At 26.8% G+C, this 25,391-nt stretch carries 23 protein-coding genes; 4 read left to right on the top strand and 19 right to left on the bottom strand.

The annotated features are described in order from the left end of the window. Positions 1-11: 11 nt before the first annotated feature. From AAT22_RS15635 to AAT22_RS15645, 3 genes are read right to left on the bottom strand one after another with little or no spacing between them, the layout of a single operon-like run. The gene (locus tag AAT22_RS15635; protein ID WP_047001909.1) at positions 12-1,433 is read right to left on the bottom strand and encodes an oligosaccharide flippase family protein; all 1,422 of its coding nucleotides are present in this window, start codon (positions 1,431-1,433) and stop codon (positions 12-14) included. Next, positions 1,426-2,598: a glycosyltransferase gene (locus tag AAT22_RS15640; RefSeq protein WP_047001910.1), complete on the bottom strand. Its 1,173-nt coding sequence runs from the start codon at positions 2,596-2,598 to the stop codon at positions 1,426-1,428. Before AAT22_RS15640 ends, AAT22_RS15635 begins: the two co-directional genes overlap by 8 nt. Positions 2,599-2,613: 15 nt before the next feature. Then, positions 2,614-3,747 (bottom strand): glycosyltransferase family 4 protein, encoded by a 1,134-nt coding sequence (locus tag AAT22_RS15645; protein ID WP_047001911.1) that lies wholly within the window; start codon positions 3,745-3,747, stop codon positions 2,614-2,616. A 180-nt stretch (positions 3,748-3,927) separates the two neighbouring features. Here AAT22_RS15645 and AAT22_RS15650 point away from each other — a divergent pair, with 180 nt between their 5' ends. Together AAT22_RS15650 and AAT22_RS15655 are read left to right on the top strand one after the other, a co-directional pair. Next, entirely contained in the window at positions 3,928-4,737 is an 810-nt protein-coding gene (locus AAT22_RS15650; protein WP_047001912.1) for a hypothetical protein, read from the top strand. Next, positions 4,718-5,704 (top strand): hypothetical protein, encoded by a 987-nt coding sequence (locus AAT22_RS15655; protein ID WP_047001913.1) that lies wholly within the window; start codon positions 4,718-4,720, stop codon positions 5,702-5,704. The genes AAT22_RS15650 and AAT22_RS15655 overlap by 20 nt, the downstream gene beginning before the upstream one ends. Before the next feature lie 28 nt (positions 5,705-5,732). Here AAT22_RS15655 and AAT22_RS18640 read toward each other — a convergent pair whose 3' ends face one another. Next, positions 5,733-7,604: a cell wall-binding repeat-containing protein gene (locus AAT22_RS18640; protein WP_052953981.1), complete on the bottom strand. Its 1,872-nt coding sequence runs from the start codon at positions 7,602-7,604 to the stop codon at positions 5,733-5,735. 182 nt (positions 7,605-7,786) lie between these two features. On the opposite strand from AAT22_RS18640, the gene AAT22_RS15665 reads away from it, so the two are divergent. Together AAT22_RS15665 and AAT22_RS15670 are read left to right on the top strand one after the other, a co-directional pair. Next, entirely contained in the window at positions 7,787-9,340 is a 1,554-nt protein-coding gene (locus AAT22_RS15665; protein WP_047001914.1) for a cell wall-binding repeat-containing protein, read from the top strand. 87 nt (positions 9,341-9,427) lie between these two features. Continuing rightward, positions 9,428-10,429: an LCP family protein gene (locus AAT22_RS15670; RefSeq protein ID WP_047001915.1), complete on the top strand. Its 1,002-nt coding sequence runs from the start codon at positions 9,428-9,430 to the stop codon at positions 10,427-10,429. 92 nt (positions 10,430-10,521) lie between these two features. On the opposite strand, the gene AAT22_RS15675 is transcribed toward AAT22_RS15670, so the two are convergent. The 15 genes from AAT22_RS15675 to AAT22_RS15745 all read right to left on the bottom strand — a co-directional run bounded on the left by AAT22_RS15675 (position 10,522) and on the right by AAT22_RS15745 (position 25,387). Next, positions 10,522-11,943: an oligosaccharide flippase family protein gene (locus AAT22_RS15675; protein WP_047001916.1), complete on the bottom strand. Its 1,422-nt coding sequence runs from the start codon at positions 11,941-11,943 to the stop codon at positions 10,522-10,524. Next, on the bottom strand, positions 11,930-12,970 hold the full coding sequence (pseG, locus tag AAT22_RS15680) for a UDP-2,4-diacetamido-2,4,6-trideoxy-beta-L-altropyranose hydrolase (protein ID WP_047001917.1): 1,041 nt from the start codon (positions 12,968-12,970) through the stop codon (positions 11,930-11,932). Before pseG ends, AAT22_RS15675 begins: the two co-directional genes overlap by 14 nt. A gap of 13 nt (positions 12,971-12,983) precedes the next feature. Continuing rightward, a complete protein-coding gene (gene pseI / locus AAT22_RS15685) occupies positions 12,984-14,030 on the bottom strand; it encodes a pseudaminic acid synthase (RefSeq protein WP_047001918.1) in 1,047 nt (348 codons plus the stop codon). 10 nt (positions 14,031-14,040) lie between these two features. Beyond that, positions 14,041-14,487 carry a GNAT family N-acetyltransferase gene (locus tag AAT22_RS15690; protein ID WP_047001919.1) on the bottom strand — a complete coding sequence of 149 codons (447 nt, stop codon included), beginning with the start codon at positions 14,485-14,487 and terminating at the stop codon, positions 14,041-14,043. A gap of 16 nt (positions 14,488-14,503) precedes the next feature. Continuing rightward, the gene (locus tag AAT22_RS15695; RefSeq protein ID WP_047001920.1) at positions 14,504-15,235 is read right to left on the bottom strand and encodes a glycosyltransferase family protein; all 732 of its coding nucleotides are present in this window, start codon (positions 15,233-15,235) and stop codon (positions 14,504-14,506) included. 7 nt (positions 15,236-15,242) lie between these two features. Then, positions 15,243-16,433, bottom strand: coding sequence for a UDP-4-amino-4,6-dideoxy-N-acetyl-beta-L-altrosamine transaminase (gene pseC / locus AAT22_RS15700; protein ID WP_047001921.1), 1,191 nt, complete (start codon positions 16,431-16,433; stop codon positions 15,243-15,245). Positions 16,434-16,452: 19 nt separating this feature from the next. Next, positions 16,453-17,481 carry a UDP-N-acetylglucosamine 4,6-dehydratase (inverting) gene (gene pseB, locus AAT22_RS15705; RefSeq protein WP_047001922.1) on the bottom strand — a complete coding sequence of 343 codons (1,029 nt, stop codon included), beginning with the start codon at positions 17,479-17,481 and terminating at the stop codon, positions 16,453-16,455. A 4-nt stretch (positions 17,482-17,485) separates the two neighbouring features. After that, positions 17,486-18,433 carry a hypothetical protein gene (locus AAT22_RS15710; protein ID WP_047001923.1) on the bottom strand — a complete coding sequence of 316 codons (948 nt, stop codon included), beginning with the start codon at positions 18,431-18,433 and terminating at the stop codon, positions 17,486-17,488. Positions 18,434-18,460: 27 nt separating this feature from the next. Continuing rightward, positions 18,461-19,816, bottom strand: coding sequence for a DUF6418 domain-containing protein (locus AAT22_RS15715; RefSeq protein ID WP_047001924.1), 1,356 nt, complete (start codon positions 19,814-19,816; stop codon positions 18,461-18,463). 15 nt (positions 19,817-19,831) lie between these two features. Further along, positions 19,832-20,824 (bottom strand): glycosyltransferase family 2 protein, encoded by a 993-nt coding sequence (locus tag AAT22_RS15720; protein ID WP_052953982.1) that lies wholly within the window; start codon positions 20,822-20,824, stop codon positions 19,832-19,834. A 14-nt stretch (positions 20,825-20,838) separates the two neighbouring features. Next, on the bottom strand, positions 20,839-21,888 hold the full coding sequence (gene rfbB / locus AAT22_RS15725) for a dTDP-glucose 4,6-dehydratase (RefSeq protein ID WP_047001925.1): 1,050 nt from the start codon (positions 21,886-21,888) through the stop codon (positions 20,839-20,841). 95 nt (positions 21,889-21,983) lie between these two features. Further along, positions 21,984-22,880, bottom strand: coding sequence for a dTDP-4-dehydrorhamnose reductase (rfbD, locus tag AAT22_RS15730; RefSeq protein WP_047001926.1), 897 nt, complete (start codon positions 22,878-22,880; stop codon positions 21,984-21,986). Between the two features lie 81 nt (positions 22,881-22,961). After that, a complete protein-coding gene (gene rfbC, locus AAT22_RS15735) occupies positions 22,962-23,528 on the bottom strand; it encodes a dTDP-4-dehydrorhamnose 3,5-epimerase (protein WP_047001927.1) in 567 nt (188 codons plus the stop codon). Positions 23,529-23,544: 16 nt separating this feature from the next. After that, positions 23,545-24,429 (bottom strand): glucose-1-phosphate thymidylyltransferase RfbA, encoded by an 885-nt coding sequence (gene rfbA / locus AAT22_RS15740; RefSeq protein ID WP_047001928.1) that lies wholly within the window; start codon positions 24,427-24,429, stop codon positions 23,545-23,547. A gap of 31 nt (positions 24,430-24,460) precedes the next feature. After that, positions 24,461-25,387 carry a hypothetical protein gene (locus AAT22_RS15745; RefSeq protein WP_047001929.1) on the bottom strand — a complete coding sequence of 309 codons (927 nt, stop codon included), beginning with the start codon at positions 25,385-25,387 and terminating at the stop codon, positions 24,461-24,463. Between the last annotated feature and the right edge of the window lie 4 nt (positions 25,388-25,391).

Here is a 25,391-nt window from a genome sequence, read left to right on the forward strand (position 1 = left end):
TAAACCACATATTATTTTTGGGATTTTATTTTTATTAAATTTAATACTTCTCTAAAAACACCTCTATAACACACAACTATTATTATTATGTTTAAAACTGTTAATAATAATATAATGTTATTAAATTTATAAATACTAGAATATGTTGCTAAAGCATATATTGCTAAAATACATATAAAAAATTTAGAAAACTTGAAATCTATTTTATATAATTTATTTGCATAATATGTTCTAGAAATAAAGAATATGATATAGGCTAAACCTGTAGATATTGCAGCCCCCTTAGCTCCATAAATAGGTACTAAAATTAAATTTCCTATAATATTAAAAATTGCTGAAAAAGCAGCTATATAAATATGATATTTAGTCTTTTTCTTAAAATTAATTCCTAAAACTGTTGTTTCAGAAATAGTATACATTATTGGCATTAAAACTAAAAATGGAAATATAAATTGAGCCCCTTCATATTTTTCACCTAGTATAAGCATTAAAATATCTTTTGTAGCAATTAAAAATACTGAAATTAGTAACATAGCAGCAGATACAATTTCATTTATATTAATAAAAAATTGTTTATCTTCTGGATTTTTCGAGTATTTCTCGTAAGCTACAGGTGTCCAGAAGGTAGTAAATGCTCCTTGAACTGTATTTAAAATAGATATTATATACATTGCTCCTGTATAAAGTCCAACTTGAGCGTAATCATTACTAAATCTTTGTATAGATATCCTGTCTATGGACTGAAAAATCCAAGTTATAGCCATTGAGAATATAAATGGTATTCCATAAACAAATAATTCTTTTGTAGTAACTTTTGTTTCACTCCTCTTAAAATTAAACCAATCATCCTTTTCATATAAAATTGCTAATACAACCATTACTATATTAGACAATACAGTGGCTAATATAACAGTTATATAGTTATTCTTAAAAATATAAAATAATACAACCATTAAAGCTAAATAAGCAATTTTATTACTTACCCCTAGCATTGAATATGCCTTTCCTTTTTGCTTCATTCTAACATGAACCATAGCAAAATTACCTAATATGCTAGCTGTACTATGTATTAACATTAGTAATATAACTAAGAATGATGTTTCTCCAATCATAATATTTGAAATTTGTTTGTAGAAAACTAATAAAGCAATTCCTAGTATTAAATTAGTTAATAATGGAACTTTTATACTTAACCTTAAAAGCCTTCCTCTACTATCTTTTTCTTCATCATTATAGTATCTTATGTATGCTTGATCTATTCCCATTGTCAAAACTAATACTATAAGGCTAGTATAAGTTACAAACATGGATGCTTTACCATTTTGAGTTGGATCAATCATTCTAGAAACTAAAGGTACTGAAATAATACCTAAGACAAATACAATTGCATTTCCTAAAGCAAACTCTATAAACTTTTTAAATAAATTATTCATTGTTATCTCCGTTCATACTTAAAACTTGTCTGTAGGCTTTTATTATTTTATCTGCTACTACTTCTTTTGAAAATCTACTTTCTACATGTAATCTTAACTTATATGAATCAAATTTATCTATATTTTCTATTATACTTAACATTGCATCTTTAAGATCATTATCTTTATCAAGAGATATCATATATCCGATATCATCACAAAAAAAGTCTTCTGGTCCTCCACATTTACTAGTTATTATTGGAATACCACAAGCCAATGCTTCAATATATGCAATTCCAAAGGTCTCATATTTACTTGGTAAAACAAAGGCATCTGCTCTATTTATATATTTATTTAAGTTTTCTCTTGATACAGCTCCTACAAATTCAATATTATTTTGTATTCCTAAGCTACTTACCAAATTCGTTAAGTTTTGTCTTTCTGGACCATCTCCAACAATAAGCAATCTTCCATTCTTATATTTTTTTACAACTTCATAAAATGCCTTAATTGTTAAGTCTACATTTTTATTTTCTTTCAAATGACATATCGATATAAATGTAAAATTATCATTTTCTTTTTTATTTATGGAAAATCTATTTATATCAACTATATTAGGTATTACATCAATAGATTTTTCAGTATATTCTCCTATTGCTTTTTTTAATGCTTTACCAACACTTATTATATGATTTGAATTATTATAAACACTTTCTAGAATAGGGATATCATGCTCTCTAAGAATTTTTTGCAAAACAGCTGATGAGTGTTCTGTGATAACATAAGGAATATTGTATATTCTTTTTATTTCCTTCCCTACTAACCCTCCATACAATGCAGAATGAACATGAATAATATCAGGTATTCCTTCTGTTGTTATGTATTGTTCAAATAATTTTAAAGATTGCTTAACCCAAAAGTTAATTCCTAAAGGTCCCCTCATGGTAAATATATTCCATCCATGTAATCTATAAGTTATTAGCCCATTTTCACTATATCTCTTTATTTGAAAATGATTATTCTTTAACATATTATAATTTATCTTTGAAACTCTTCTTGTTTCTGCAAAAATTACTCCAACCTTATTATCAGCATCCTTTATTGCCAAAGCTTGTTCCTTATAAAAAATACTACTTAATGGATTTTCTTTAGTTGGATACGCTGATGGTATAAATAAAACATGCATCACTCTCCCTCCCTTTTAATCTAAAATATTATCATATATTTCTTTGTATTTGTCTCCAATTAAATTCCACTTAAAATCATCTACCACTTTAATAGCATTTTTAGATATATCTTCATATCTGCTTTCTATTCTATCTATAGCTTTGATTATAGAATCGCCATTTTCTACAGCATATCCTATATGTCCTTCTTTATAATATCCATAAATTCCTTGTCCCTTAGTATATATAACAGGTATTCCTTGACTTAAAGCTTCTATATATGATAATCCAAATGTTTCGAAACTTGAGGTCATTACAAAAATATCGTTTTTGTTAAATATCTCTTTTAATTTATCTTTATCATTTATTTTCCCAAAAATATTAACACAATCTTGTAAATTATGTTTTTCAACTAACTCTTTTATGGTATTTAAATAATCTCCATCACCAACTATATCATAGCTTATTTTCTTTCCATTTTTCTTCATAACTTCAATATCTTCTATTACTTTATGAACATTTTTATTTTTTGTTATTTCTCCTACATAACATAATTTTATTGTGTTTCCAATTAACCTTTTACTTGTTTCTGATCTATTTTTTACCCAATACTCATTTATGCCATTAGGTATAACAACTGATTTTTTTTGAATTTCATTTTTATATTTATCAGGTACATATCTACTTATTGTATAATCCATATATGATGGTGAAATAAAAATTATCTTCTTTGCATTTAATAAAATTTCTACCCCTAATTTTCTTAAATGTATAAAATACTTAAAAAATACATTTACATCTGTATTTCTTACAGCAACTATATATGGAATTTTATATTTTTTATATAACTTATATCCAATATATCCATTTGTAAATAAAGTATGAGCATGAATTATATTAAAAGCATTAATCTTTGCTTCTGATATCAAATTATCATAATTTTTTTTTGCCTTTCTATAAAAAAATAATCTATCAAAATTATTACTTGTTTCCTTAATTAAAAAACTACAATTATTAAAATCCTTAATTTCACCAATATTTGTATTATATTTAATTGGTATATATACAGTTTGTTTTATATTTTTTTCACCTAGGTCCTTAAATAAATTTTCATATAATTTTGAACCATAATAGTACGAACATAAATGTAATACATTAATATTATCCACTATTTTACCTCCTGTTACCATAAAATGCTTTATTCTATATTACCATATTTATAATAAAAATAAATGAAAGAATTATTAAAAATGTATTTTATACTCAAATAGTTATTTATATTATGTAATTCTATGTGTATAATATCATTATTGACTAAAAGAAATTTATATAACAAAGGAGAGTTTTTTATGAAGATAATTTTATCACATGATGTTGATAATCTTACTGCCACAGAACATAAAAATGATTTAATTATTATAAAAATGATAATACGTGCATTTATTGAACTTATTTTATTTAGAATTAATTTTTATACCTTCTTTAATAGAATAAAATTAATACTTAGTAACAATCTTACTAATATAGAAAGCTTAGTACAGTTTGATAAAAAATATAATACAAAAGCAACATATTTTTTTGCTACTTCTAATGATAATACTTTAGCTTATCCTGCTGAGGCTGCAAAACCACATATAGAATATATAGTGAAAAATAATCTCAATGTAGGCATTCATGGAATAGAACATAGGGATTTTGATAAAATGAAGCTTGAATATGACAAATTCGTTAAAATTCATAATATATCTAATATTGGCATAAGAATGCACTATCTTAGAAAGGATAGTAGCACATTTTTTAACATGTATAAAATAGGATATATTTTTGATACAACTGAATACTCTCCTGATCTTAAACAACCATATATAACTGAAAATGGCTTGATAGAAATTCCATTTCACATTATGGATAGCTACTTATTTCAAGACAAAGGATTACAAAGATATAATTTAGATTATACAATTAAATTCACAAAAAAAATTATTGATGATAACTTTGACAAGGACATAATATTTAACGTTAATTTTCACCAAGAATATTTCTCTAATGGATGGAAAGACTGGAAGGAATGGTATATGTGGATTGTTGAATACTGTTATAATAAAAATATTGAATTCATTAGTTATCAGGAGGTAGTAAATGAACTGGCAAATAAATAAAATAGGAAATAATAATACAGAATTATTTGAAAGATGGAATAGCTTTGTTGATGAATCCCCTGAAGGTACATTTTATCATAAAAGTTATTGGCTCTTAAATAATATAGGAAAAAATTATAAGTCCGCACAATTATATGAATTTTATTATATTACAGATAAAAATAATAATTGGATTGCTGCATTTTATATTCCTAAGTCAATAAAGTTTAAAAGAAGCTTTATTGTAATGCCTCATATGACGCCATTTGGTGGAGTTATGATATCACCATCAATACATAAGCTAACTATAAGCAAAAAAATTGGCAATATAAAAGAAATAAATGAAATTTTTATAAAGAAATTAAAAGAAACAACCTTATTATATTATAGTTTTTCTCCAGAACATATAGATATGCAACCATTTATTTGGAATAAATATATTACTTCTGTAAGATATACTTATAGAGTTAATTTATCTGATGAAAATAAATTATGGAGCAATTTACAAGAAAAAACTTCTGTAAATAAGGGTAATAAAAGTAATGTAAAAATAAAATGGGGTTTTAATGAGTACCTAGATATGTACTTTGAATTAAATGATAAAAGTTTTAGTAGCCAAAATGTAAACAATTTTGATAATAACCTAACTAAAAATTTATTAGTAAATTTGAATAAAAATAATAATTGCGTTATTGGTATAGTTTTTGATGAGAATGACACTCCTATGGGCGGATGTGTGCTAGCATATGATACTAAAAGAGCTTATTATATTATGGGTGGAATTTCAAGGGATAATAATTTTGCAATGTCTTATTTATTATGGGAAGCAATGCTATATGTTAAGAACACCCTAAATCTTGAAGTATTTGATTTTGAGGGATCAATGATTCCATCTATCGAAAGATACTTTAGAAAATTTGGTGGAGACTTAACCCCTTACTACTCATTAAGTAATATATTACTAACACTTAAAAATTCTATAAAATAAAAGCTATATCATTGATATAGCTTTTATTTTATCTAATAATGTTAATTCCTAGGTTATATAATACACTATCACTTATAACAACTTTACTTCCTAGCACATATAAATTTTTAATATTAGGTCTACTTAACCCAATTATATTCCTTACTTCTTCTTCAGCGCTATTTGTATTTGATAATACTACAAATCCACTATTTTTTCCTGCTAAGGCTGAAACAGATAGTGCATCTGGAAAATCTAATCCTGAACTGATATATAAGTTACTAAGATTTAATTCTTTCTTAAATTTATTATATATTAATTTATTAGTTTCGTATCTATTTTTTCCACCAAGTCTTTCTGCATTTTTTAATCTACTTGATACATTATCTGAAACAGCTCCGGTAGAACCTATAACATAGCTTTTGTTTATATTCAAAGAGTTTATATAATTAAATATCTCTTTAGGTAAATTATCTTTCTCTGTTAAAAGTATTGGTGTACTTCTTTTAGCTGCTATAGATGCTATAGATAAACCATCTGCAAAATCTAATCCACTTACCATTGAAATTTCTCCAGAAGTACTGCCTAATTCTTTGGCAATTAAAACTGAAGTTTCATATCTGTTATTTCCGCCAAGCCTTTTACTACTTATTCCTTGTAATGAAAGTTCACTTTCAAATGATGAAGGAATTACTCCAACTCCACCTATCAAGAAAACATTTTTTACTCCTTTAGTTTTCAATAAATTCAAAAGATTTTGTTGATTCTTTAATGAAGTATTTTCAACTAATACTATAGGTGCATTATATTTAACAGCTAAAGGCGTTGCACATAAAGCATCTGGATAATCTAATCCTGGAGCTAAAATAGCATACTCAGAGCTACTCCAACCAGATTTAAATAATTCATAAGACGTTTCATATCTATTATTTCCATATATTCTATCAGCTCCTAAAGGATCACTTTCATATAAATAATTTAACGCTCCATCTAACATAGCATTAATAAGTTTTTCTTGATAAGCCCAATTTTTCAAATTATTAGCTTCATTTATATTAGTTAAAAAACCACATTCTACTAGACTTGCCGGCATATTAGTTTCTCTAACCACATGGAAATCTTCCCATTTAGCTCCTCTATTCACAGCACCAGTATAACTAATTAACTTACTTTGCAACTTTTCCGCCAAAAGCTTGTCTGTATCTTTTTTATAAAAAGTTTCTATTCCTGAAGCACTTACAGCTCCTGCTGAATTAATATGTATTGAAATAAAAATAGTTGGGCTTGCATTATTAGCGCCTTTACTTCTATCCTCTAGTGATACATATACGTCTGAAGTTCTGCTCATAATTACTTTTATACCATTTGCCTCTAACTTATCTTTAAGTCTAAGTCCAAGATTCAAGACTATGTCTTTTTCAATTACACCATTACCTTGAGCACCAGGATCATATCCCCCATGCCCAGGATCAATATAAACTACATATTGTGAATTTGATCCTAATGATGACATACTTAAAGATCTAGCACCTACCTTTTCAATAGAAACGTAAACTTCTTTTATATAATATTTTTCATCTTTTCTACCAACTACAAAAGTAGTACCTTCTTTTACTCCAGTTAATTTACTATTTACAATTTTAACTATTTCTTCATTTTCTGAATTCCATTCTATACCACTATATTCCTCTGAATCAGAAAGTTTAAGTTCCTCTCCAATGTATATATATAATCCATCTTCGAAAACTACATTTTTTTCTCCATACTTTTGTACAATTCGCTTTAATTCTTGTTCTACTTGATTTGAATTGCCACCATCAGCTCTTGCACTAGTATAAGATATAGGCAAAATAAATTGTAGAATAAGAGTAAGTGATATTAAATAACCTATGAATTTTAAACTTCTCTTCAAAACCTCCATCCTTTCTTTCTATTTTTTATTTATATTAAATTTTACATAATATTATTATATCGTATAAATATTTTTACTTCAATAAACATAAATAATAAAATCAGGAAATAATTCTATGGTTTATGTAAATTTTACTATAATATCCTATAATATGATATAATTTATATTATTTATATGAATGGAGTTTTAAAATGAAAAGGAAATTTTTAAAAACCTCAATATTTTTACTATCTTTTTTCTCTGTATCAACTTTTGTTGTACAAGCATTCCCAATAGATTATATTACAGGAAAAGATAGGTATGAAACCGCAGCATTAATTTCAGAAAAATTAGATTATTCTACAGCTATATTAGTGAATGGATTGTCATTAGTTGATGGACTATCAGCCAGTGGATTAAGTGGATGTTTAAATGCACCTATACTATTAACAGAACCTAATAGTATCCCTTTATCTACATTAAACAGAATTAAAAATACTTCTACTATATATTTAGTTGGCGGTTACGGAGTTATATCTACTGAGATAGAATCCCAACTTAAAAATCAAGGAAAAACTATCATAAGATTAGGAGGGAAAGATAGATTTTCTACTTCTTATTTAGTAGCAGATGAAATTGATAAAAGAACAGGAATAAATGAACTTTATTATGTAAATGGCTTAATAGGAGAAGCTGATGCTATGAGTATTGCTCCTGTTGCAGCTAAAAATGGGAATCCTATAATTCTAACAGATGGAAAAAGTACTAATTATACTAGAACTGTTAAATCATATGCAATAGGAGGTCTTGGTGTATTAAATTCATTTTTTGATAGCTTTGCTGAAAGATTAAATGGGCAAAATAGATTTGAAACAAATAATAATGTTATAAATAGATTCTTTCCAAATAAGACTCATATAAATTTAAGTAAATCAGAAGAGCTTATAGATGCATTAACTGCTTCAGCTCTAAAGGATCCTGTTGTATTATTGGATATTAATTCAGATAAATCTGTAATTGGAGGAGCAAAAAGCGCTACTGTTTTTGGTGATATAAACCAACTTGCTATTAATAGAGCTAAAAGTTATCTATTTAATGATACAATTGTATTTTATTCTCAACACCAAGATGATGAAACACTATTTGCAGGTAGTGCTATAGTAGATGCAATTAAGGCTGTGGGGGCTGAAAATGTATATGTTGTTCTTATAAGTGATGGTGATGAAAGTGGTGTGTTTAATGATTATAGGTATAAAAATCTTAGTCTAGAAAAAAAGACTGCACTAAGAAACACCGAATTTAGAGCTGCTACATCACAATTAGGAGTACTAGAAAAAAATTTAATCTTCTTAAATCAACCAGAAAAGAAGATAAATGATAATATAATAAAAAATACTATTATGAATTTTGAAAATAAATTTAATAATGTTACTCATGTTACTCATAGTTATAAATATGATTTGCATGAACAGCACCTAAAAACAGGTAACATATTATATGATTTGTATAAATCTAACCAAATAAAAGATTGTAGATTCTTTGGAAGAAAAGAGCTTATGACTATTATAAATAATAAAATGTTAATTGAAAGTATTTCTGATAATAAAAATGAAAGAAATAATATTTTAAAAGCTTGCTTTGAGTATAAGCTTGATAAAGCTGATATGGTAAGAGAAGGAATAGGATATAAGTCTGTATCTTCTTTGTTTGATAGTCTTACATCTGATCCATTAAATATATCTTATCTTCATGAACCTGGGCTTTAATATATAAATATTTATTACATTTATGTTACTAAATTGCAATATATCTTATGTTTATGATAAAATATTTTCTTGAAAGGAAGTGTAAAAATGTCACAGCTTGAAAATAATAAATCTAGAAAAAGAAAAAAGAAGAAGAAAAAATCTTTAGGATTTAAGATCTTCATAGGCTTTTTATGCGTAATACTTGCAATAGCTGTAGTTGGTGGAGGCTATGTAATAGGTCTACTAAACAAAATGGATAATGTCAAACTAAATAAAGATAACTTAGGAATTGTAGAAGATGAGTTTAAAGAATATGATAATGTAAATAAAATAAAAAATATAGCTCTTTTTGGTATTGATGCAACAGATGGTGAAACTGGTCGTTCAGATTCAATTATGGTAGCTACATTAGATCCTATACACAATAAACTTAAAGTCACATCTATTATGAGAGATTCTTATGTGTCAATAGATGGACATGGGCAAGATAAAATAAATCATGCTTATGCCTTCGGAGGACCTGAATTATCAATTAAAACATTAAATGAAAACTTTGGGTTAAACATAGAAGACTTTATATCAGTTAATTTCTCTTCTTTACCAAAAATAATTAATATTTTAGGTGGAATTGATCTTCAAATAACCGATGAAGAGCTTGAATATATTAATGGCTATATTGATGATATAAATGCAAAAGATGGTACAAATTCATCCCATATAGGTTATTCTGGAGTTCAGCATGTAGATGGTACCCAAGCTCTTGCATATTCTAGAATAAGATATACTAGTGGTGGTGACTATGAAAGAACACAAAGACATAGAACGGTTCTTGACGCTTTATTTAATAAACTAACAAGTACCTCAGTATCATCATATAACTCATTATTAAACGAAGTACTACCTTATGTTCAAACTAACTTAAATGCTGCTGATATACTTTCACTTGGAACAAAAGTTCTTGGAATAGGAAATAACTTAGAACAAGATAGATTTCCTAGAGACGGTTATGGTGAAGGTGCAATGATAGATGGTGTTTATTATTTAACTTTTGATAAAGAGACCATTAAAAAGCAAATGAGAGATTATATTTTTAATGATAATAAATAATAAAAGAGATAGGGACTCCCTATCTCTTTTATTATTTATTATCATAGTATCTTTTAATACTATTTTAATGGATTCTATTAATCTTAATACTATTATTCCTTTAAAATTTTAATATATTCATCAATTTTTTTCAGCTCATTAAGATATAATGCTATGGTTAATCCTAACACTACTAAGATATATATACTATACCTTACTTGTAATAATATCATAATTGATATAACTATACTGTATATGAAAATTCTACAATAAACTTTGAATGTACTTACAAAATTAAATTTACTTGAATTTAATTTAAAAAATAAAGAATATTGAATATAAGAATATATAGCATTTGCTATTAATGTACCTAATGCAACACCTATTACACCCATTCCAATTTTAACAAATAATAAATTGAAGCTTAAATTAATTATTCCAGAAATAACCTGGAGATATACTAAATATTTTTGATTTTTATTTGATACTATATATGAATTAGCAAAATATGAGAGGTTATTTATTATTATTGCTATTAGAAGTATCATATATATACCTATACTATCTAAATATTTATTCACAACAATTGAAACAAATGGTTTAAATATTATAACACCTATAGAGAAAAAAATAGCACTAGAAACTTCTAATAATTTGGTATAAACTTTAACTTTTTCCTCTATATTTTTATTTCTTCCTTCATTAAAAGCCTTAATTAATTTAGGATATAATAAAAAAAGTATTGATGATATAAAAACTAGTGTTGCATTTACCATACTATTTGCAAATGTATAATAGCCTAAATCTGAATCTGTATAATACCTTAGTATTATCCATCTATCTATTGTTGTTAATATATAAAAACCTAAGTTATATATCAATAATGGAATCCCAATAGAAATTAAATTCTTTAAAATTCTTTTATCTATTTTTAGCTTAATGAAATTTGCTTTTAATATACAAACAATCAATATTACTATACCACATATTAACATAGCAAATAACACACCATAGATTTTGTAATTATTTATTAGTAATAATGTTAATATAAATGCTACTATACTATATATTACTTCTATTAAATTTATCATATTATAATTATCTAAAAGCCTAAAATAGTTTACAAAATAATTTTTAAACTGCTCAAATATTGCAATAAGAAATATCAATGCCAAATATATACCAAAAATATTTTTATATGCAAATATAGAACCTAGACTTAAGCATAAAAATAGTAGAGATAATATAACTAAAAATGTAAAGGAGGTACTTAATACATCTTTGCTTTCATCACCAGAATTCTCATTAGCCAGTACATACTCTCTATTCATAGAATGTACTATCCCTAAGTTAGCATAGGTACAATATCCTAAAATAAGAGTTAAGTTTCCTAATACACCTAATAAGTCTGGTCCTAAGAATTTTGCATTTATTATTCCTTTTAAAAATCCAAAACCTAAAGCAATATATTTAATAATTGAATATCGAAATATTTGTCCAAACTTACTTGTTCTTAATTTTTTAATAAACTCCATTTACATCATCCTTACTTCTACTATTCACTAGGATATTTTCAACTAATATTTTGGCTCCATTTACATTTACTAATTTTTTTTGATTCTGTGATAAAAGTTGTCTTTTTTTCTTATTAACTATCAGCGCATTGATAACTTCATTAAATCGGTTTATATCCTGATAGATTAGATTATTAGTTCCTATTATTAACTCTCTTTTAGAAAACTCTCTACCTATTTCTATCTGATTATCAGCAACTGTTATTCCTATAGCAGGAACCTTCATAGCTGACAATTCATACAGTGTAGAGCCACATGACGAAATTGCAATATCACATAGTTTCATTAACTCCGCCATTTTAGCATTTTTATATAATTTAACTTTTGGGTTATAACCATATTTTTTATATATTTCATTTATTAATTTTTCTTCAAATGCACTACCTATTACTACATGAATAATAGAATCGTAGTTTAATACTAAATCTAAAATCTTCAAAGTAATATAATCCTTATCAGTCCCCCCAACGGTGATAAGTATATTTTCTACTTTATCTTTGATTAACTTATGCGATTCTCCCCTAAACTCATCTCTTAATAAACAATACTCTGTTCCTAAGAATAATTTAGTTTCTTTATTGGTATTATATTTAATTGATGTTGCATTTATATTCTGATTTATAATAAAATCTACATTTAGCTTACAGACATTAATATCATCTATATATCCTGATACTTTAAATATTTTTTTCATTTCATCAAAATAATTCTTATCAACATCATAGCTATCAGTTATTAATAAATCAGCTTCTATTTCAGTTTGAACTTTTTTAATATCACTAATCAAATTGTTTTCATTTATTTTTATAACATTAAAACCTTCATCTTTAACTTTCTTTATTCCATCACCATATAGAATTTCATCATCTTTACATATATAATGTACTTCTAAGTATTTTCTAAGTTCTTTAGCTAATACCAAAGTTCTCATTATATGACCTAGACCTAGCTCTTTTCCTCCATCAGCTCTAATTACTACTTTATACATTTTCTCCTCCAAATTATTTAATCTTATCTAAACTTAAAGGAGTACCTAATTTATAATCTTCTTTAAATTCTTTTCCTAAAACACCATTATAATACTTAGGTGCTAATCCATTTGAAGGTCTAATAGATCTTACGTTTTCACTAGTTAACTTTTCTCCTGCTTTAACATCTTTAACTATAAATAATGATCTTGAAAACTCTCTATTTTTCAAAGTCTTTTTTGATAATGTATATGATACCTTTCCTAGTGCTTTTTCTATATCTCTAACTGCAGAAATCATTCCCCTAAATTCTTCACTATCTAAAGAAAAAGCTGCATCAGGTCCACCTATTCTTTTATCTAATATAAAGTGCTTCTCTATTACTTTTGCACCTAAAGCTACTGCTCCAACCGGTACTACATATCCCATAGAATGATCTGATAACCCTGAAATAACTCCAAAAGTGTCTTTAATATTTCCTATAGTTTTTAAGTTCATTTCTTCTAGAGGTGCTGGGTAGGCACTTGTACATTTTAATAATATAACTTCATTATTTCCAACTCTTTTACAAGCATCAACAGCTTCTTGAATTTCTTGTATAGTTGCAATTCCTGTAGAAATTATCATCGGCTTTCCTTTTGAAGCTGCGTACTCAATTAATGGTATATCTGTTATTTCAAAAGAAGCTATTTTATATGCAGGAACATCATATTTTTCTAATAAATCTACGGCTGTAAAGTCAAATGGAGTAGAAAAACAAATTATTCCTATTTCCTTTGCATATCTAAATATCTCTTCATGCCATTCCCAAGGCATATAAGCTTCTTTATATAAATCATACAAATTTCTTCCATCCCATAATGTACCTTTATCTATTTTAAAGTATTCATTATTACAGTCTATAGTTATAGTATCTGGAGTATATGTTTGAATTTTTACTGCATCTGCTCCGATTTCTTTAACTTTTTTTATACTTTCTTTTACAATATCTATACTATGTCCGTGATTAGCGGATATCTCTGCAATAATAAATGTTTTTGATTCATTTGATATTTCAAAATCTCCAATTTTTATCTTCATTTTTAACTCCTTATTCGATTTTCTTAATATATACAATATATTCTTTATCTTCTATTTCAATATATCCATTATTTATAAAAGCTTTTCTAGAAGCTATATTTTCTTTCTTTACAAGACCTTTTAATATTTTAATATTAAAACCATCAGCCTTTATTTTCTCATATAATAAATTTAGCATAGTACTTCCTATGCCTTTTCCTCTTTCTTTTTCGTCTATTATATATGAAATTATTGCAATATTTTCTTCAATATCAATCCTTATTTGTCCAACTGAAATATTGTCTTTAATTAAAATGAATATTTGTCTATCTTTATTTTCAATGCTTTTTTTAAACCACTCCACATGTCCCTCATAAGGAATAGGAGAAGTATTAAATGCATTTATTCTTACAGTTGGATCATTTGCCCACTTATATAATGTATCGCAATCCTCCATTAAGCATCTTCTTAAATACATAACACTCCTCCTAATTTTATTTTATTTTCTTTTGCTCAATCTCACTATTAATTTCCTTTAAATAGGGTTTATTAGCAAATAACTTTAATATATCTTCTAATGAGAAATTATTATTTTTTTTATAAAGCTCATTATATACCTTAGTTAATAATTCTAAATCTTCTTTAGTATCTAATGTTAATCTTAAGTCTGAAGTATCTTTAGAATCTTTATATTGCTTAGTACTATATCTGTTACCGTCCCATATATATGGAGTTACATGCTCTCTTTCAAAGTCTTCCTTTGCATTTAAATACGCTTCTTCTAGAACTTTAAAACTAAATACTTCTGTATCTAATCCTCTTGGATAAGTTCTATCTAATGTATTACTTACATAGTCGTATTTATCCTTATTATTCAAATAGAAACTTATTATTTCTTCTGTGACATTAAAATCTATGCACGGACAATCACTTGTAACCCTAACTACAACGTCTGCTTCATTTTCCTTAGCAGCTAAATAATATCTAGATAAAACATCATTTTCAGATCCTCTAAAATAATTTACTCCTAGTCTTTTAGCTTCATTTACTATTTCAATATCCTTTTCTTCAGTAGTTGTAGCAATCACTATTTCGTCAATATTTTTAACTCTTTTTAATCTATCAATATCATGCTCTAAAACAGTTTTACCACATATCTCTTTTAATACTTTACCAGGCAATCTACTAGAACCTACTCTTGCTTGAATAATACATACAACTTTCATAGCTTTCCTACCTTCTATAAGCATTTATTACTTTTTTTACAGCTGTAATTACATCTTGAACATCATTTTCTGTCATTGCTGGGAACAAAGGAAGAGTAATCATTCTATTATATATATCTTCAGCTACTGGGCATAAACCTTTTTCATAACCTAAGCCTTTATAATAAGGATGTAAATATACGGGTAAATAATGAACATTTACTCCTATATTTTCTTTTTGTAAAGCTTCAAATACTTCTTTTCTTCCTACAGCTAACTTATCTAGGTTTAATGTAATAACATAAATATGCCAACCTGAATTAGAAAATTCTTCTTCAAAAGGTGTATTAATTTCTTCCAACTCACTAAATGCTTCATTATACTTAGAAACTATTTCTCTTCTTCTAGCTATAAATGAATCTAGCTTATCCATTTGACTTATACCTAATGCACATTGCAAGTCAGTTAATCTATAATTATACCCTAAATCGACTTGTTCATAATACCAAGGTCCATGATCTTCATCCATTAACTCTTTATTTCTTGTAATACCATGACTTCTAAATAACATCATCTTTTCATATAACTTTTCATCGTCAGTTACTATTATTCCACCTTCTGCAGTAGTTACAGGTTTAACAGGATGAAAACTAAACTCAGTCATATGAGCTTTAGTCCCTACTTTTCTATTTTTATATTCACTTCCTAAAGCGTGAGCACTATCTTCAATAACAATTAAATTATGCTTGTGTGCAATTTCTAGTATTTTATCCATATCAACAGCTTGACCTGAAAAATCCACTGGTATTATAGCTTTGGTATTTTCTGTTATTTTTTCTTCAATTTTATTCACATCTATATTGTAAGTTTTAGGATCTATATCCACAAATACAGGTGTTCCTCCACAGTAAAGAACACAATTTGAAGATGCTGCAAAGGTTATAGCTGGAACTAAAACCTCATCTCCAGGGCCAATCCCTGCTGCATGACAAGCCATATGTAAGGCTGCAGTTCCATTTGAAACTGCGACTCCATATCTTGCACCTACAAATTCTGCAACCTTATTTTCAAATTCACTTACTGTTGGACCTGTAGTTAAGAAATCTCCCTTTAAAAGTTCAACTACAGCTTCTATATCTTTATCATCTATACTTTGTCTTCCATAAGCTAAATATTTTTCTCTTACAGGAGTACCACCATCAATAGCTAGTTTACTCATATCTAATCACTCCAAAAAATTATTTATTATATTTATTGTAGTCATATAAACCTAAATTTTGCATTTCTTCTCTTAACTCTTCAACTGTTAACCATTCTGTATTTGCTCCTGAATCATATTCAAATCCAAACTCAATTAATTCTCCACCTGGTGTAAAATGGCTATCAAAATGCCACCAGTCAAAATGTGGATATACTATATAATGTTTTTCATATTCGTAAGTTGTTCTTGAGTCATCTTTTGTTACCATTACTTCATGTAACTTTTCTCCTTCTCTAATTCCAACTTCCTTCATCTCAACATCATCCAACATAGCTTTTGCTAAATCTGTAATTTTAAATGATGGTATCTTAGAGATATAAGTTTCTCCACCCTTTGATTCTTCTAATGCCTTAAATACTAAATCAACACCTTCATCTAATGTTATCCAGAATCTAGTCATATTAAAATCTGTTATAGGTAATTCTTTCCTTCCAGATTCTATTATTGATTCAAAGAAAGGAATAACTGATCCTCTACTTCCTGCAACATTACCATATCTAACTACTGAAAAAACTGTACCCTTATCACCTGAATAAGCATTAGCAGATATAAATAACTTATCTGATACTAACTTAGTTCCACCATATAAGTTTATAGGATTTACCGCTTTATCTGTTGATAAAGCCACACATTTCTTAACACCCTTATCTATACAAGCATCAACTATGTATTGAGCTCCATTAATATTGGTCTTTATTGCTTCAAATGGATTGTACTCACATGCTGGCACTTGTTTCATCGCTGCAGCATGTATAACATAATCAACTCCATCAAAAGCTCTATAAAGTCTATCTTTATCCCTTATATCTCCAATAAAAAATCTAAGCTTATTTGCTTTCTCTGGGAAGTTAACCGTAAATTCTTTCTTCATTAAATCTTGTTTAAATTCATCTCTTGAATATATTATTATCTTCTTTGGATCATATTCACTTAATATTCTCTCTGTAAACTTCTTTCCAAATGATCCTGTTCCACCAGTAATTAATATAACTTTATTATTAAGCATAGCTTTATCTCCTTAATTTATTAGATATATATTTAATTTTATTTTTAATCTTAAGTATTATTTTCTTAATTAATTTATAATAATTAATATCTTTATAGCTCTTTAATACTATTTTTCTTAATTGATATTTATTAAGCATATTTTGCTCATTACTACCCATCTCCAACTCTACAAATTGCCTCTGTTCACTAGATACTTCATAATTTATACCATAGAAAATTCTTTCTGCCTCTTCCATTATCAGTGATATTTCACTAGCTTTAAACTTATCAAATATATTCCAATTACTTAGATTCAAATCTCCCTTATTATGATGAGTTACCTCTCCTTTGTTAATAAGAGAAAACGGGATTCCCATTTCAACAGAATAAAAAGTATATGTACCAATTTCATTGGATAGGGTATATTTGGCATTGCTTAATATATCATAATAATTTTTAACAAATTTAAAATTATTACTTCTATTAGGAAAGCCAGCTGTAACCACTTTATATCCTAGCGATTTATACTTTTCTAATACATTTTTATTATTATAATCACACCAATGTAAACAAATTACACAAGGCTTAAATTCATTAGGTAATCTATCTAGCGATTCACAAAAATTTTCAATATTATAATCTACTTCTATCTCTTTAGTCGAATGACACGGAAAAACCACACTTCCATTTGCATACTTAGATTTCTCTATTTTTTTAATTTTTCTATACATAAAAAATGGTGAACCTGTAACTATAACTTCTCTTTCTATGTTAAGTTTCCTTAATTCTTCTTCATAAATCTTTTTACGTCTCTCACTCATTACAAACATTAAACTTTGATATATATCTATATCTGTGATAATAGCATTTTCTGAACTATACCACCCATGTTCATAGTGAAAAGAGTTAGGTAAAATCTTAGGTAACTTAAGCCCTAAGAACTCTCTATATATAGCACCCATACTATACATTTTTCCACTTCCTCTACATACATAAAATTAATGTCTATTACATCTATTAGCAAAATATTTTGTTAAGAAAGCTTGAGCTATATATCCTACTATCATTAAAATAGCCATTTTACTATATAATCCATAAAAGCTACCTTGCAAATATAATTCAGACAACACTCCATTTATAAAATAGGCAGATAAAAATAAGGCTGAAGCAAACATACCTTTATTTATACTATCAACAATAAAACAAGCCATAAATGCTAGTAATATTCCTGCAAATGAAAAAATAGTTAACCCTAAAATTCTTCCAAAATAATAAATAAATATTGCTGGACTACCGGTTGAGAATCTAACTCCATCCTTTTCATATCTATCTACAATATTTTTAGGAGCTATAGATCTCATTATACTTTTTAAGCCACTTGCATCATTATCCTTACTAAAAAAGTCATTGTTGATTCTATTTATTTTATTATCTATTTTTTCATCTAAATTCATGTCATAAGTTGCCCACCATACTTGTCCTTGTAAAATCATAGTTCTATTCAAAATAAATTGATTAGTTTGATTAAAATCATAATTATACTTCTTTGAATAATTTAAATACACAGACCCATAAAGTGCTAAAAATAATACAATGACAGATGGTATTCCTAGTTTTAATATTTTTTTTATATTTAATTTTTTAATATCACAAACTAAAATTATACCACTTAAAGCAAAAACTATAGAATTTATATATACTCCAAACTTATCGCCTCTTAAAATGAAGTATATAACTATAAGTGCTATATTTATTCCAATTAAAGTCTTAAAAAATCTATTTAATTTTTTCAATATACCTGGAGTAATAAATAAGATTGGATAAACCAAATAATTTTGAATTGTAATAATTGTATATTTAATAAATGGATATCTTTTTATATTTTCTACATATTTGTAGTGATTTCTGTTTCCAATTCCACTTTGCATCACAGAATTTACTATATCAGCAAGAGATATTAATGTTAATATTAAGAATAATAAATATCCTATCTTAATAAATAAAAGTTGAATATTTTCTTTATTAGTATTATCTTTTTTGGTTACATCATTTAATATCCTACTTTTTAACTTTATTTTGTCATAAATAACCATTCCTATTTTAAAAAATATAATAAATGCAACCATAAATAGCAAATACCAAAAACTCGCTCCATTATAATGCATTTCTTTATTTAATTCTATACTAAAACTATTATTATATTCACTATAAAATACTGAACTGATAGCCCATATTTGCCCATATATAAATAATAAAATTATTATCAATCGTTTATCATTAATAGTATTCTTTAAATAGAATACTATTAATGATAACATTATTACTATAAAACTTATAATATATAAATTAGTCATAATATCTCCTTTAAATTATTTAATTAAGTAGCTTATTTCTTTATTGCTCCTTTTTCTATTATTTTTTATTATATTATGCTTAATTATCATTTTCTTTTTTAATTTTTTACTTTGAAAATAATATTTCATCTGAAATCTTTCAAACATTAAAGCATATACTGCAAAAACGACCCTTCTTCTTAGTCTAAAGAAAATATTCACATCTAATTTATCAATATTTTTCCATTCCATCATTCTTTGATTTCTATAGGATAGTCCCCTTAAAAATTCCGATTGTCTTTTTCTTGCATTAATAAATTCTTTGGCTCCTCCTTTTGAAGAGCCAAAACCTCTACCATGATATGCTACTGCTCTAGGATAATAAATATTTTTATAATCATATAAATTTAATCTCCATGAAATATCTATATCTTCTTTATAGGAAAAAAAATCTTCATCAAAATATTCTTCATTGATTTTTATTTCTTGTAATGCAGACTTTCTGTACATAGGTGCTGCTCCGCAAATTCCAAAAACTTCTTCTATATTATCATAAGCTCCAGTATCCAGTTCATTTTGTCCTCTATCTTTACTCTTTCCTGATCTATACATTTCAATTCCAGCACTATCTATATACTTAGTTTTAATATCTTTATTAAAATCATATTTAAGTAATTTCCCGGAAATTGCTCCTATTTTATTATCATCCTTAATATAATTAACTAGTTCCTCAATAAAATTATATTCCATAATTATATCTGGATTTAGAATAACTACATACTCACCTTTAGATATTTTTATTCCTTGATTTGCTCCACCAGCATATCCATTATTTACTTCATTTCTTATAAAATTAATTTCTTTATCTGAATATTCTTCTATAACATAGTCATAAGATAAATCATTTGATTTATTATCTATAAAAATTATTTCAATATTTTTATACGTTTGATTAAGAATTGAATCTATACATCTATTCAAGTAATTTTTATTATTATAATTTATAATTATTACACTAACTAAAGCCATTAATCAATCCTTTACTATTTATACATATTTTCGTAGTACTTCTTATAATCACCAGATGTAACATTACTCATCCATTCTTTATTATTTAAATACCACTCTATTGTTTTTACTATTCCAACTTCAAATGTTGTTTCTGGATACCATCCAAGTTCTTCCTTTATCTTGCTTGGGTCTATTCCATATCTTCTATCGTGACCTTTTCTATCTTCAACAAACGTTTTTAAGTTTTCAGTTACACTGCTATCAACATTTTGATTAATATACTTAATAACTGTATCAACTATTTGAAGGTTTGTTCTTTCGTTATGACCACCAACATTATAAACTTCTCCAAGTTTTCCATTATTAATAACTATGTCAATTGCCTTTGCATGATCTTCAACATATAACCAATCTCTTATATTTAATCCATCACCATAAATAGGTAAGTCCTTTAAATTTAAGCAGTTATTTATTAAAAGTGGTATTAATTTTTCAGGAAATTGGAATGGTCCATAGTTATTAGAACATCTTGTTATGTTAACTGGCATTTTATAAGTATCTCCATATGCCTTTACCATCATATCAGATCCTGCCTTACTTGCTGAGTATGGGCTATGTGGATCTAATGGAGTAGTTTCCATAAAATATCCTGTTTCTCCAAGTGAACCATATACTTCATCTGTTGAAACATGTAAGAACTTAACTCCACCTTTCCATCCATCTTCTGTTTCCCAAGCATTTTTTGCACAGTTTAATAAATTTACTGTTCCAAGTACATTAGTTTTAGCAAATACTTCTGGTTCTTTTATACTTCTATCAACATGAGATTCAGCTGCAAAGTGAGCTACATAATCTATTTCATATTTTTCAAATAATGACGATACTAGTTCTGCATCACATATATCTCCTTGAACGAATATATGTCTAGAATCATCTTCTATACCTTTTAAGTTTTCTAGATTCCCTGCATAAGTTAACTTATCTAAATTTATAATTCTTATATCTTCATATTTCTTAAGCATGTATAAAACAAAGTTTGAGCCTATAAATCCAGCTCCACCAGTAACTAAATAAGTTTTCATTTATAATTCTCCCCTTACAGTTAATTTTAATTAAAAACTAAGAATTTTATATCTAGAAACTCTTTAGAGTTTCATCATTAATTATACATTATCAATTATTGATTAGATAAGTTTTGAAAAAAACTTATCAATGCTTCTTTCCAATCTCTCATTTCATCACCAACTGTACATCTAAGCATCATATTATCTAAAGATGAATACTCAGGTCTCTTAGCTGAGTTTGGATACATATTCTTATATTCTTCTGAGGTACATGAATTTACCTTGCAATTTCTTTCTGAAAGCTTCATTATTTCTGTTGCGAAGTCAAACCAGCTACATTCACCTTTTCCGGTACAGTGATATACTCCATATTCGTCAGTTTCTATAAGTTTTAATATATGATATGCTAAATCATTAGCATTTGTTGGATTTCCAAGTTGATCATTTACTACACTTATAGAATCCTTTTGTTCTCCTAAATTCATCATTGTATAAACAAAATTTTTCCCAGTATATCCATAAAGCCATGCTGTTCTAACTATATAGTATTTTGATGAAAACTCTCTAACATATTCTTCACCCTTAAGCTTTGTTTTTCCATAAACACTATATGGTACTGTTAGATCAAATTCAGTTAAAGGTGTATCCCCTACTCCACTAAATACATAATCTGTTGAAACTTGAACTAATTTTGCTCCTATTTCTTCACATACTATAGCTAGATTTCTTGGGCCTATGCCATTTATTTTAAAAGCTAAATCTTGATTATTTTCACAACCATCTACATTAGTTGCTGCAGCACAATTTATAACTACATCTGGTTTTATCTCATCTAATACTCTTTTTACATCTTCTAATTTAGTTATATCTAACTCTTCTACATCTAAAGCAAAAACTTCAGAGTTTTTGATATTTTTACTAACTTTTCCAATTTCAGCTTCACCAGTTTTAATTATCTTTTGAAGTTCATTTCCTAGTTGTCCTTTAGATCCTGTTATTAATATCTTCATAGTATCACTCCTGTTTAATGAAAACTCCTACTCCCTTGTCGTAGGAGTAAGCTCGAATTACAAAATCACAGATTTTGATTCTTACTTATATTCAAATGGTAAGTCTAGTTCTTTTAATGTCTTTTGCTTTTTATCTTTTTCTGATAAAAGTATTTCTTCAATTCCTTCTAACGGCCATTCTATTCCTACCTCTGGATCATTCCAAAGAAGTCCACTATCATATTCTGGTGCGTAGAAATCAGTACACTTATAATTAAATGTAGCTGTTTCAGAAACAACTAAAAATCCATGTGCAAAGCCTTCTGGAACATAAAATTGATTTTTATTTTCAGATGTTAATAAAACACCTTCCCACATTCCAAAAGTAGGTGAGCCTTTTCTTAAATCTACAGCTACATCATAAACTTCACCTTCAGTTACCCTTACTAGCTTTCCTTGAGTATGCTTTGTTTGAAAATGCATTCCTCTTAGTACTCCTTTTTTAGATTTTGATTCATTATCTTGTACAAACTCCATTGTAAGGCCTGCTTCTTCGAAAGCTTTTTTATTATAGCTTTCCATAAAATAACCTCTGTTATCTCCAAAAACCTTAGGCTCTATTATATATAAATCTTTAATTTTTGTTTCTATAAAATTAAAATTACTCATAAATCTATCTCCTAATTTATCTCTTCTTAGCTTCTAATTCTTCAACTACATCTACTAAATATTGTCCATATCCCGTCTTCATTAAAGGTTTTGCAAGCTCTTTTACTTCTTCAGCACTTATCCAACCTTTTCTATATGATATTTCTTCTAAACAAGCTATATAAGTTCCTTGAGTGTTTTGTATAGCTTCAACAAAATTGGATGCTTGAAGCATAGAACTGTGAGTTCCTGTATCAAGCCATGCCATTCCTCTTCCAAGTAAATTTACTTTTAATGTTCCTTCTTCCATATAAACTCTATTTAGATCTGTTATTTCAAGTTCTCCTCGTGCTGATGGAGCAAGGTCCTTAGCTTTTTTAACTACAGAATTATCATAAAAATATAGTCCTGGAACAGCATATTTTGACTTTGGTTTTTCTGGTTTTTCTTCTAATGATATAACTTTATTATTATCATCAAATTCAACTACACCAAAGGATCTTGGATCTTGAACATAATATCCAAATATCATTGCTCCTTTTTCTAAAGATGCAGCTTCTTTTAAATGATTAGAAAAGCTTTGTCCATAAAATATATTATCTCCAAGTATCATAGCTACATTATCATCACCAATAAATTTTTCTCCTATAATAAAAGCTTCTGCTAAGCCATTTGGTTGTTCTTGAATTGCATAATCAATTTTAAGTCCTAATTCTGATCCATCGTTAAATAATTCCTTAAAATTAACTATGTCTCTTGGTGTTGATATTATTAATATTTCTCTAATACCTGCCAGCATAAGTACAGACATCGGATAATAAATCATAGGTTTATCATAAATTGGTACCATTTGTTTTGACATTGCCTTTGTTACTGGATACAATCTAGTTCCTGATCCTCCAGCTAGAATAATTCCCTTCATATTCATAACTCCTTCAAAATAATCTTTCAAACTAAATATAGTTCTTAAAGTTTCTTTCCCAATAAAATCTTCCCGCAGATAACTTTTTAATAGTTGACAAGGAGAGTTTTTTATAATTTTGTCCCATTTTATTGCCTAAAAATCTTGCAGCAAAATTTGGAATCACATTCAAAGTAGCTTTAAAATTTCTTTCTTTAATAGACTTTTTAACTACCGTTATTAACAGCTTAACTGCACTTCCATTAGCATTATATTTTAATAAATAATCATTATCTTTTAGAAATACTCCCTGATCAAAATATCTTTTAAATAAATCTTTAAATTTATAATCATGTGAATGAATAACTTTTGCTTTTGCATTGTACATTATTCTATATCCATTCTTTATTAATTTATACGCAAAATACATGTCTTCATTTGTAAGAAGATCCTTATTATCGTATCCCTTTAGTTCCTTATAAATTTTAGTATTGACTGCGGATGCTGCATCTGAAAAGAAGAATGTTGTTATTCCTAATCTATCTATATCCTTTTTTGAAACAACTCTAGATTCTTCTGGGTAGTTATTAATTCTTGTATATCTTTCTATAGAATTATTATCACATATTTGTCTTGAAAATGCTGCCTCACACTTTCCTTCAAATATAGGTTTAGTAAAGTTATATAACCAATCTTCATCAACTATTTTTATATCTTGTGTAATAAAAACTACTACTTCTGTTTCACATTCCCAAGCTGCACTTTCTCTGGTTAAACTGTGTGAAAATTCCTTTGCAGTTATTACTTTTAAATCTACTTTTTCAAATTTCGATATTTTTTCATCAATCCTATCATCTGTGTTAGTTAATATATACTTTACCTCTTTTAAGTTTACATTTTTTTGCATCATCAATGAACTATGTAAACTATCCATGTATTTTTCTGCTTTATAAAGTGGACAAATCACTGTTATATCCATTTCA

The sequence above is a fragment of the Clostridium sp. C8 genome (genome assembly GCF_001010885.1).
Lineage (GTDB): Bacteria > Bacillota > Clostridia > Clostridiales > Clostridiaceae > Clostridium > Clostridium sartagoforme.

Bases quoted from the DNA above. Each gene is read 5' to 3' on its own strand.
- AAT22_RS15670 (WP_047001915.1), top strand. From the start codon at position 9,428: ATGTCACAGCTTGAAAATAATAAATCTAGAAAAAGAAAAAAGAAGAAG.
- AAT22_RS15650 (WP_047001912.1), top strand. From the start codon at position 3,928: ATGAAGATAATTTTATCACATGATGTTGATAATCTTACTGCCACAGAA.
- AAT22_RS15710 (WP_047001923.1), bottom strand. From the start codon at position 18,433: ATGTATAGTATGGGTGCTATATATAGAGAGTTCTTAGGGCTTAAGTTA.
- AAT22_RS18640 (WP_052953981.1), bottom strand. From the start codon at position 7,604: ATGGAGGTTTTGAAGAGAAGTTTAAAATTCATAGGTTATTTAATATCA.
- AAT22_RS15745 (WP_047001929.1), bottom strand. From the start codon at position 25,387: ATGGATATAACAGTGATTTGTCCACTTTATAAAGCAGAAAAATACATG.
- rfbA (WP_047001928.1), bottom strand. From the start codon at position 24,429: ATGAAGGGAATTATTCTAGCTGGAGGATCAGGAACTAGATTGTATCCA.
- rfbB (WP_047001925.1), bottom strand. From the start codon at position 21,888: ATGAAAACTTATTTAGTTACTGGTGGAGCTGGATTTATAGGCTCAAAC.
- rfbD (WP_047001926.1), bottom strand. From the start codon at position 22,880: ATGAAGATATTAATAACAGGATCTAAAGGACAACTAGGAAATGAACTT.
- pseG (WP_047001917.1), bottom strand. From the start codon at position 12,970: ATGTATAAAGTAGTAATTAGAGCTGATGGAGGAAAAGAGCTAGGTCTA.
- pseC (WP_047001921.1), bottom strand. From the start codon at position 16,433: ATGAGTAAACTAGCTATTGATGGTGGTACTCCTGTAAGAGAAAAATAT.
- AAT22_RS15655 (WP_047001913.1), top strand. From the start codon at position 4,718: ATGAACTGGCAAATAAATAAAATAGGAAATAATAATACAGAATTATTT.
- AAT22_RS15665 (WP_047001914.1), top strand. From the start codon at position 7,787: ATGAAAAGGAAATTTTTAAAAACCTCAATATTTTTACTATCTTTTTTC.
- AAT22_RS15635 (WP_047001909.1), bottom strand. From the start codon at position 1,433: ATGAATAATTTATTTAAAAAGTTTATAGAGTTTGCTTTAGGAAATGCA.
- AAT22_RS15715 (WP_047001924.1), bottom strand. From the start codon at position 19,816: ATGACTAATTTATATATTATAAGTTTTATAGTAATAATGTTATCATTA.
- AAT22_RS15675 (WP_047001916.1), bottom strand. From the start codon at position 11,943: ATGGAGTTTATTAAAAAATTAAGAACAAGTAAGTTTGGACAAATATTT.
- pseB (WP_047001922.1), bottom strand. From the start codon at position 17,481: ATGCTTAATAATAAAGTTATATTAATTACTGGTGGAACAGGATCATTT.
- rfbC (WP_047001927.1), bottom strand. From the start codon at position 23,528: ATGAGTAATTTTAATTTTATAGAAACAAAAATTAAAGATTTATATATA.
- AAT22_RS15695 (WP_047001920.1), bottom strand. From the start codon at position 15,235: ATGAAAGTTGTATGTATTATTCAAGCAAGAGTAGGTTCTAGTAGATTG.
- AAT22_RS15720 (WP_052953982.1), bottom strand. From the start codon at position 20,824: ATGGCTTTAGTTAGTGTAATAATTATAAATTATAATAATAAAAATTAC.
- AAT22_RS15640 (WP_047001910.1), bottom strand. From the start codon at position 2,598: ATGCATGTTTTATTTATACCATCAGCGTATCCAACTAAAGAAAATCCA.
- AAT22_RS15690 (WP_047001919.1), bottom strand. From the start codon at position 14,487: ATGTATTTAAGAAGATGCTTAATGGAGGATTGCGATACATTATATAAG.
- pseI (WP_047001918.1), bottom strand. From the start codon at position 14,030: ATGAAGATAAAAATTGGAGATTTTGAAATATCAAATGAATCAAAAACA.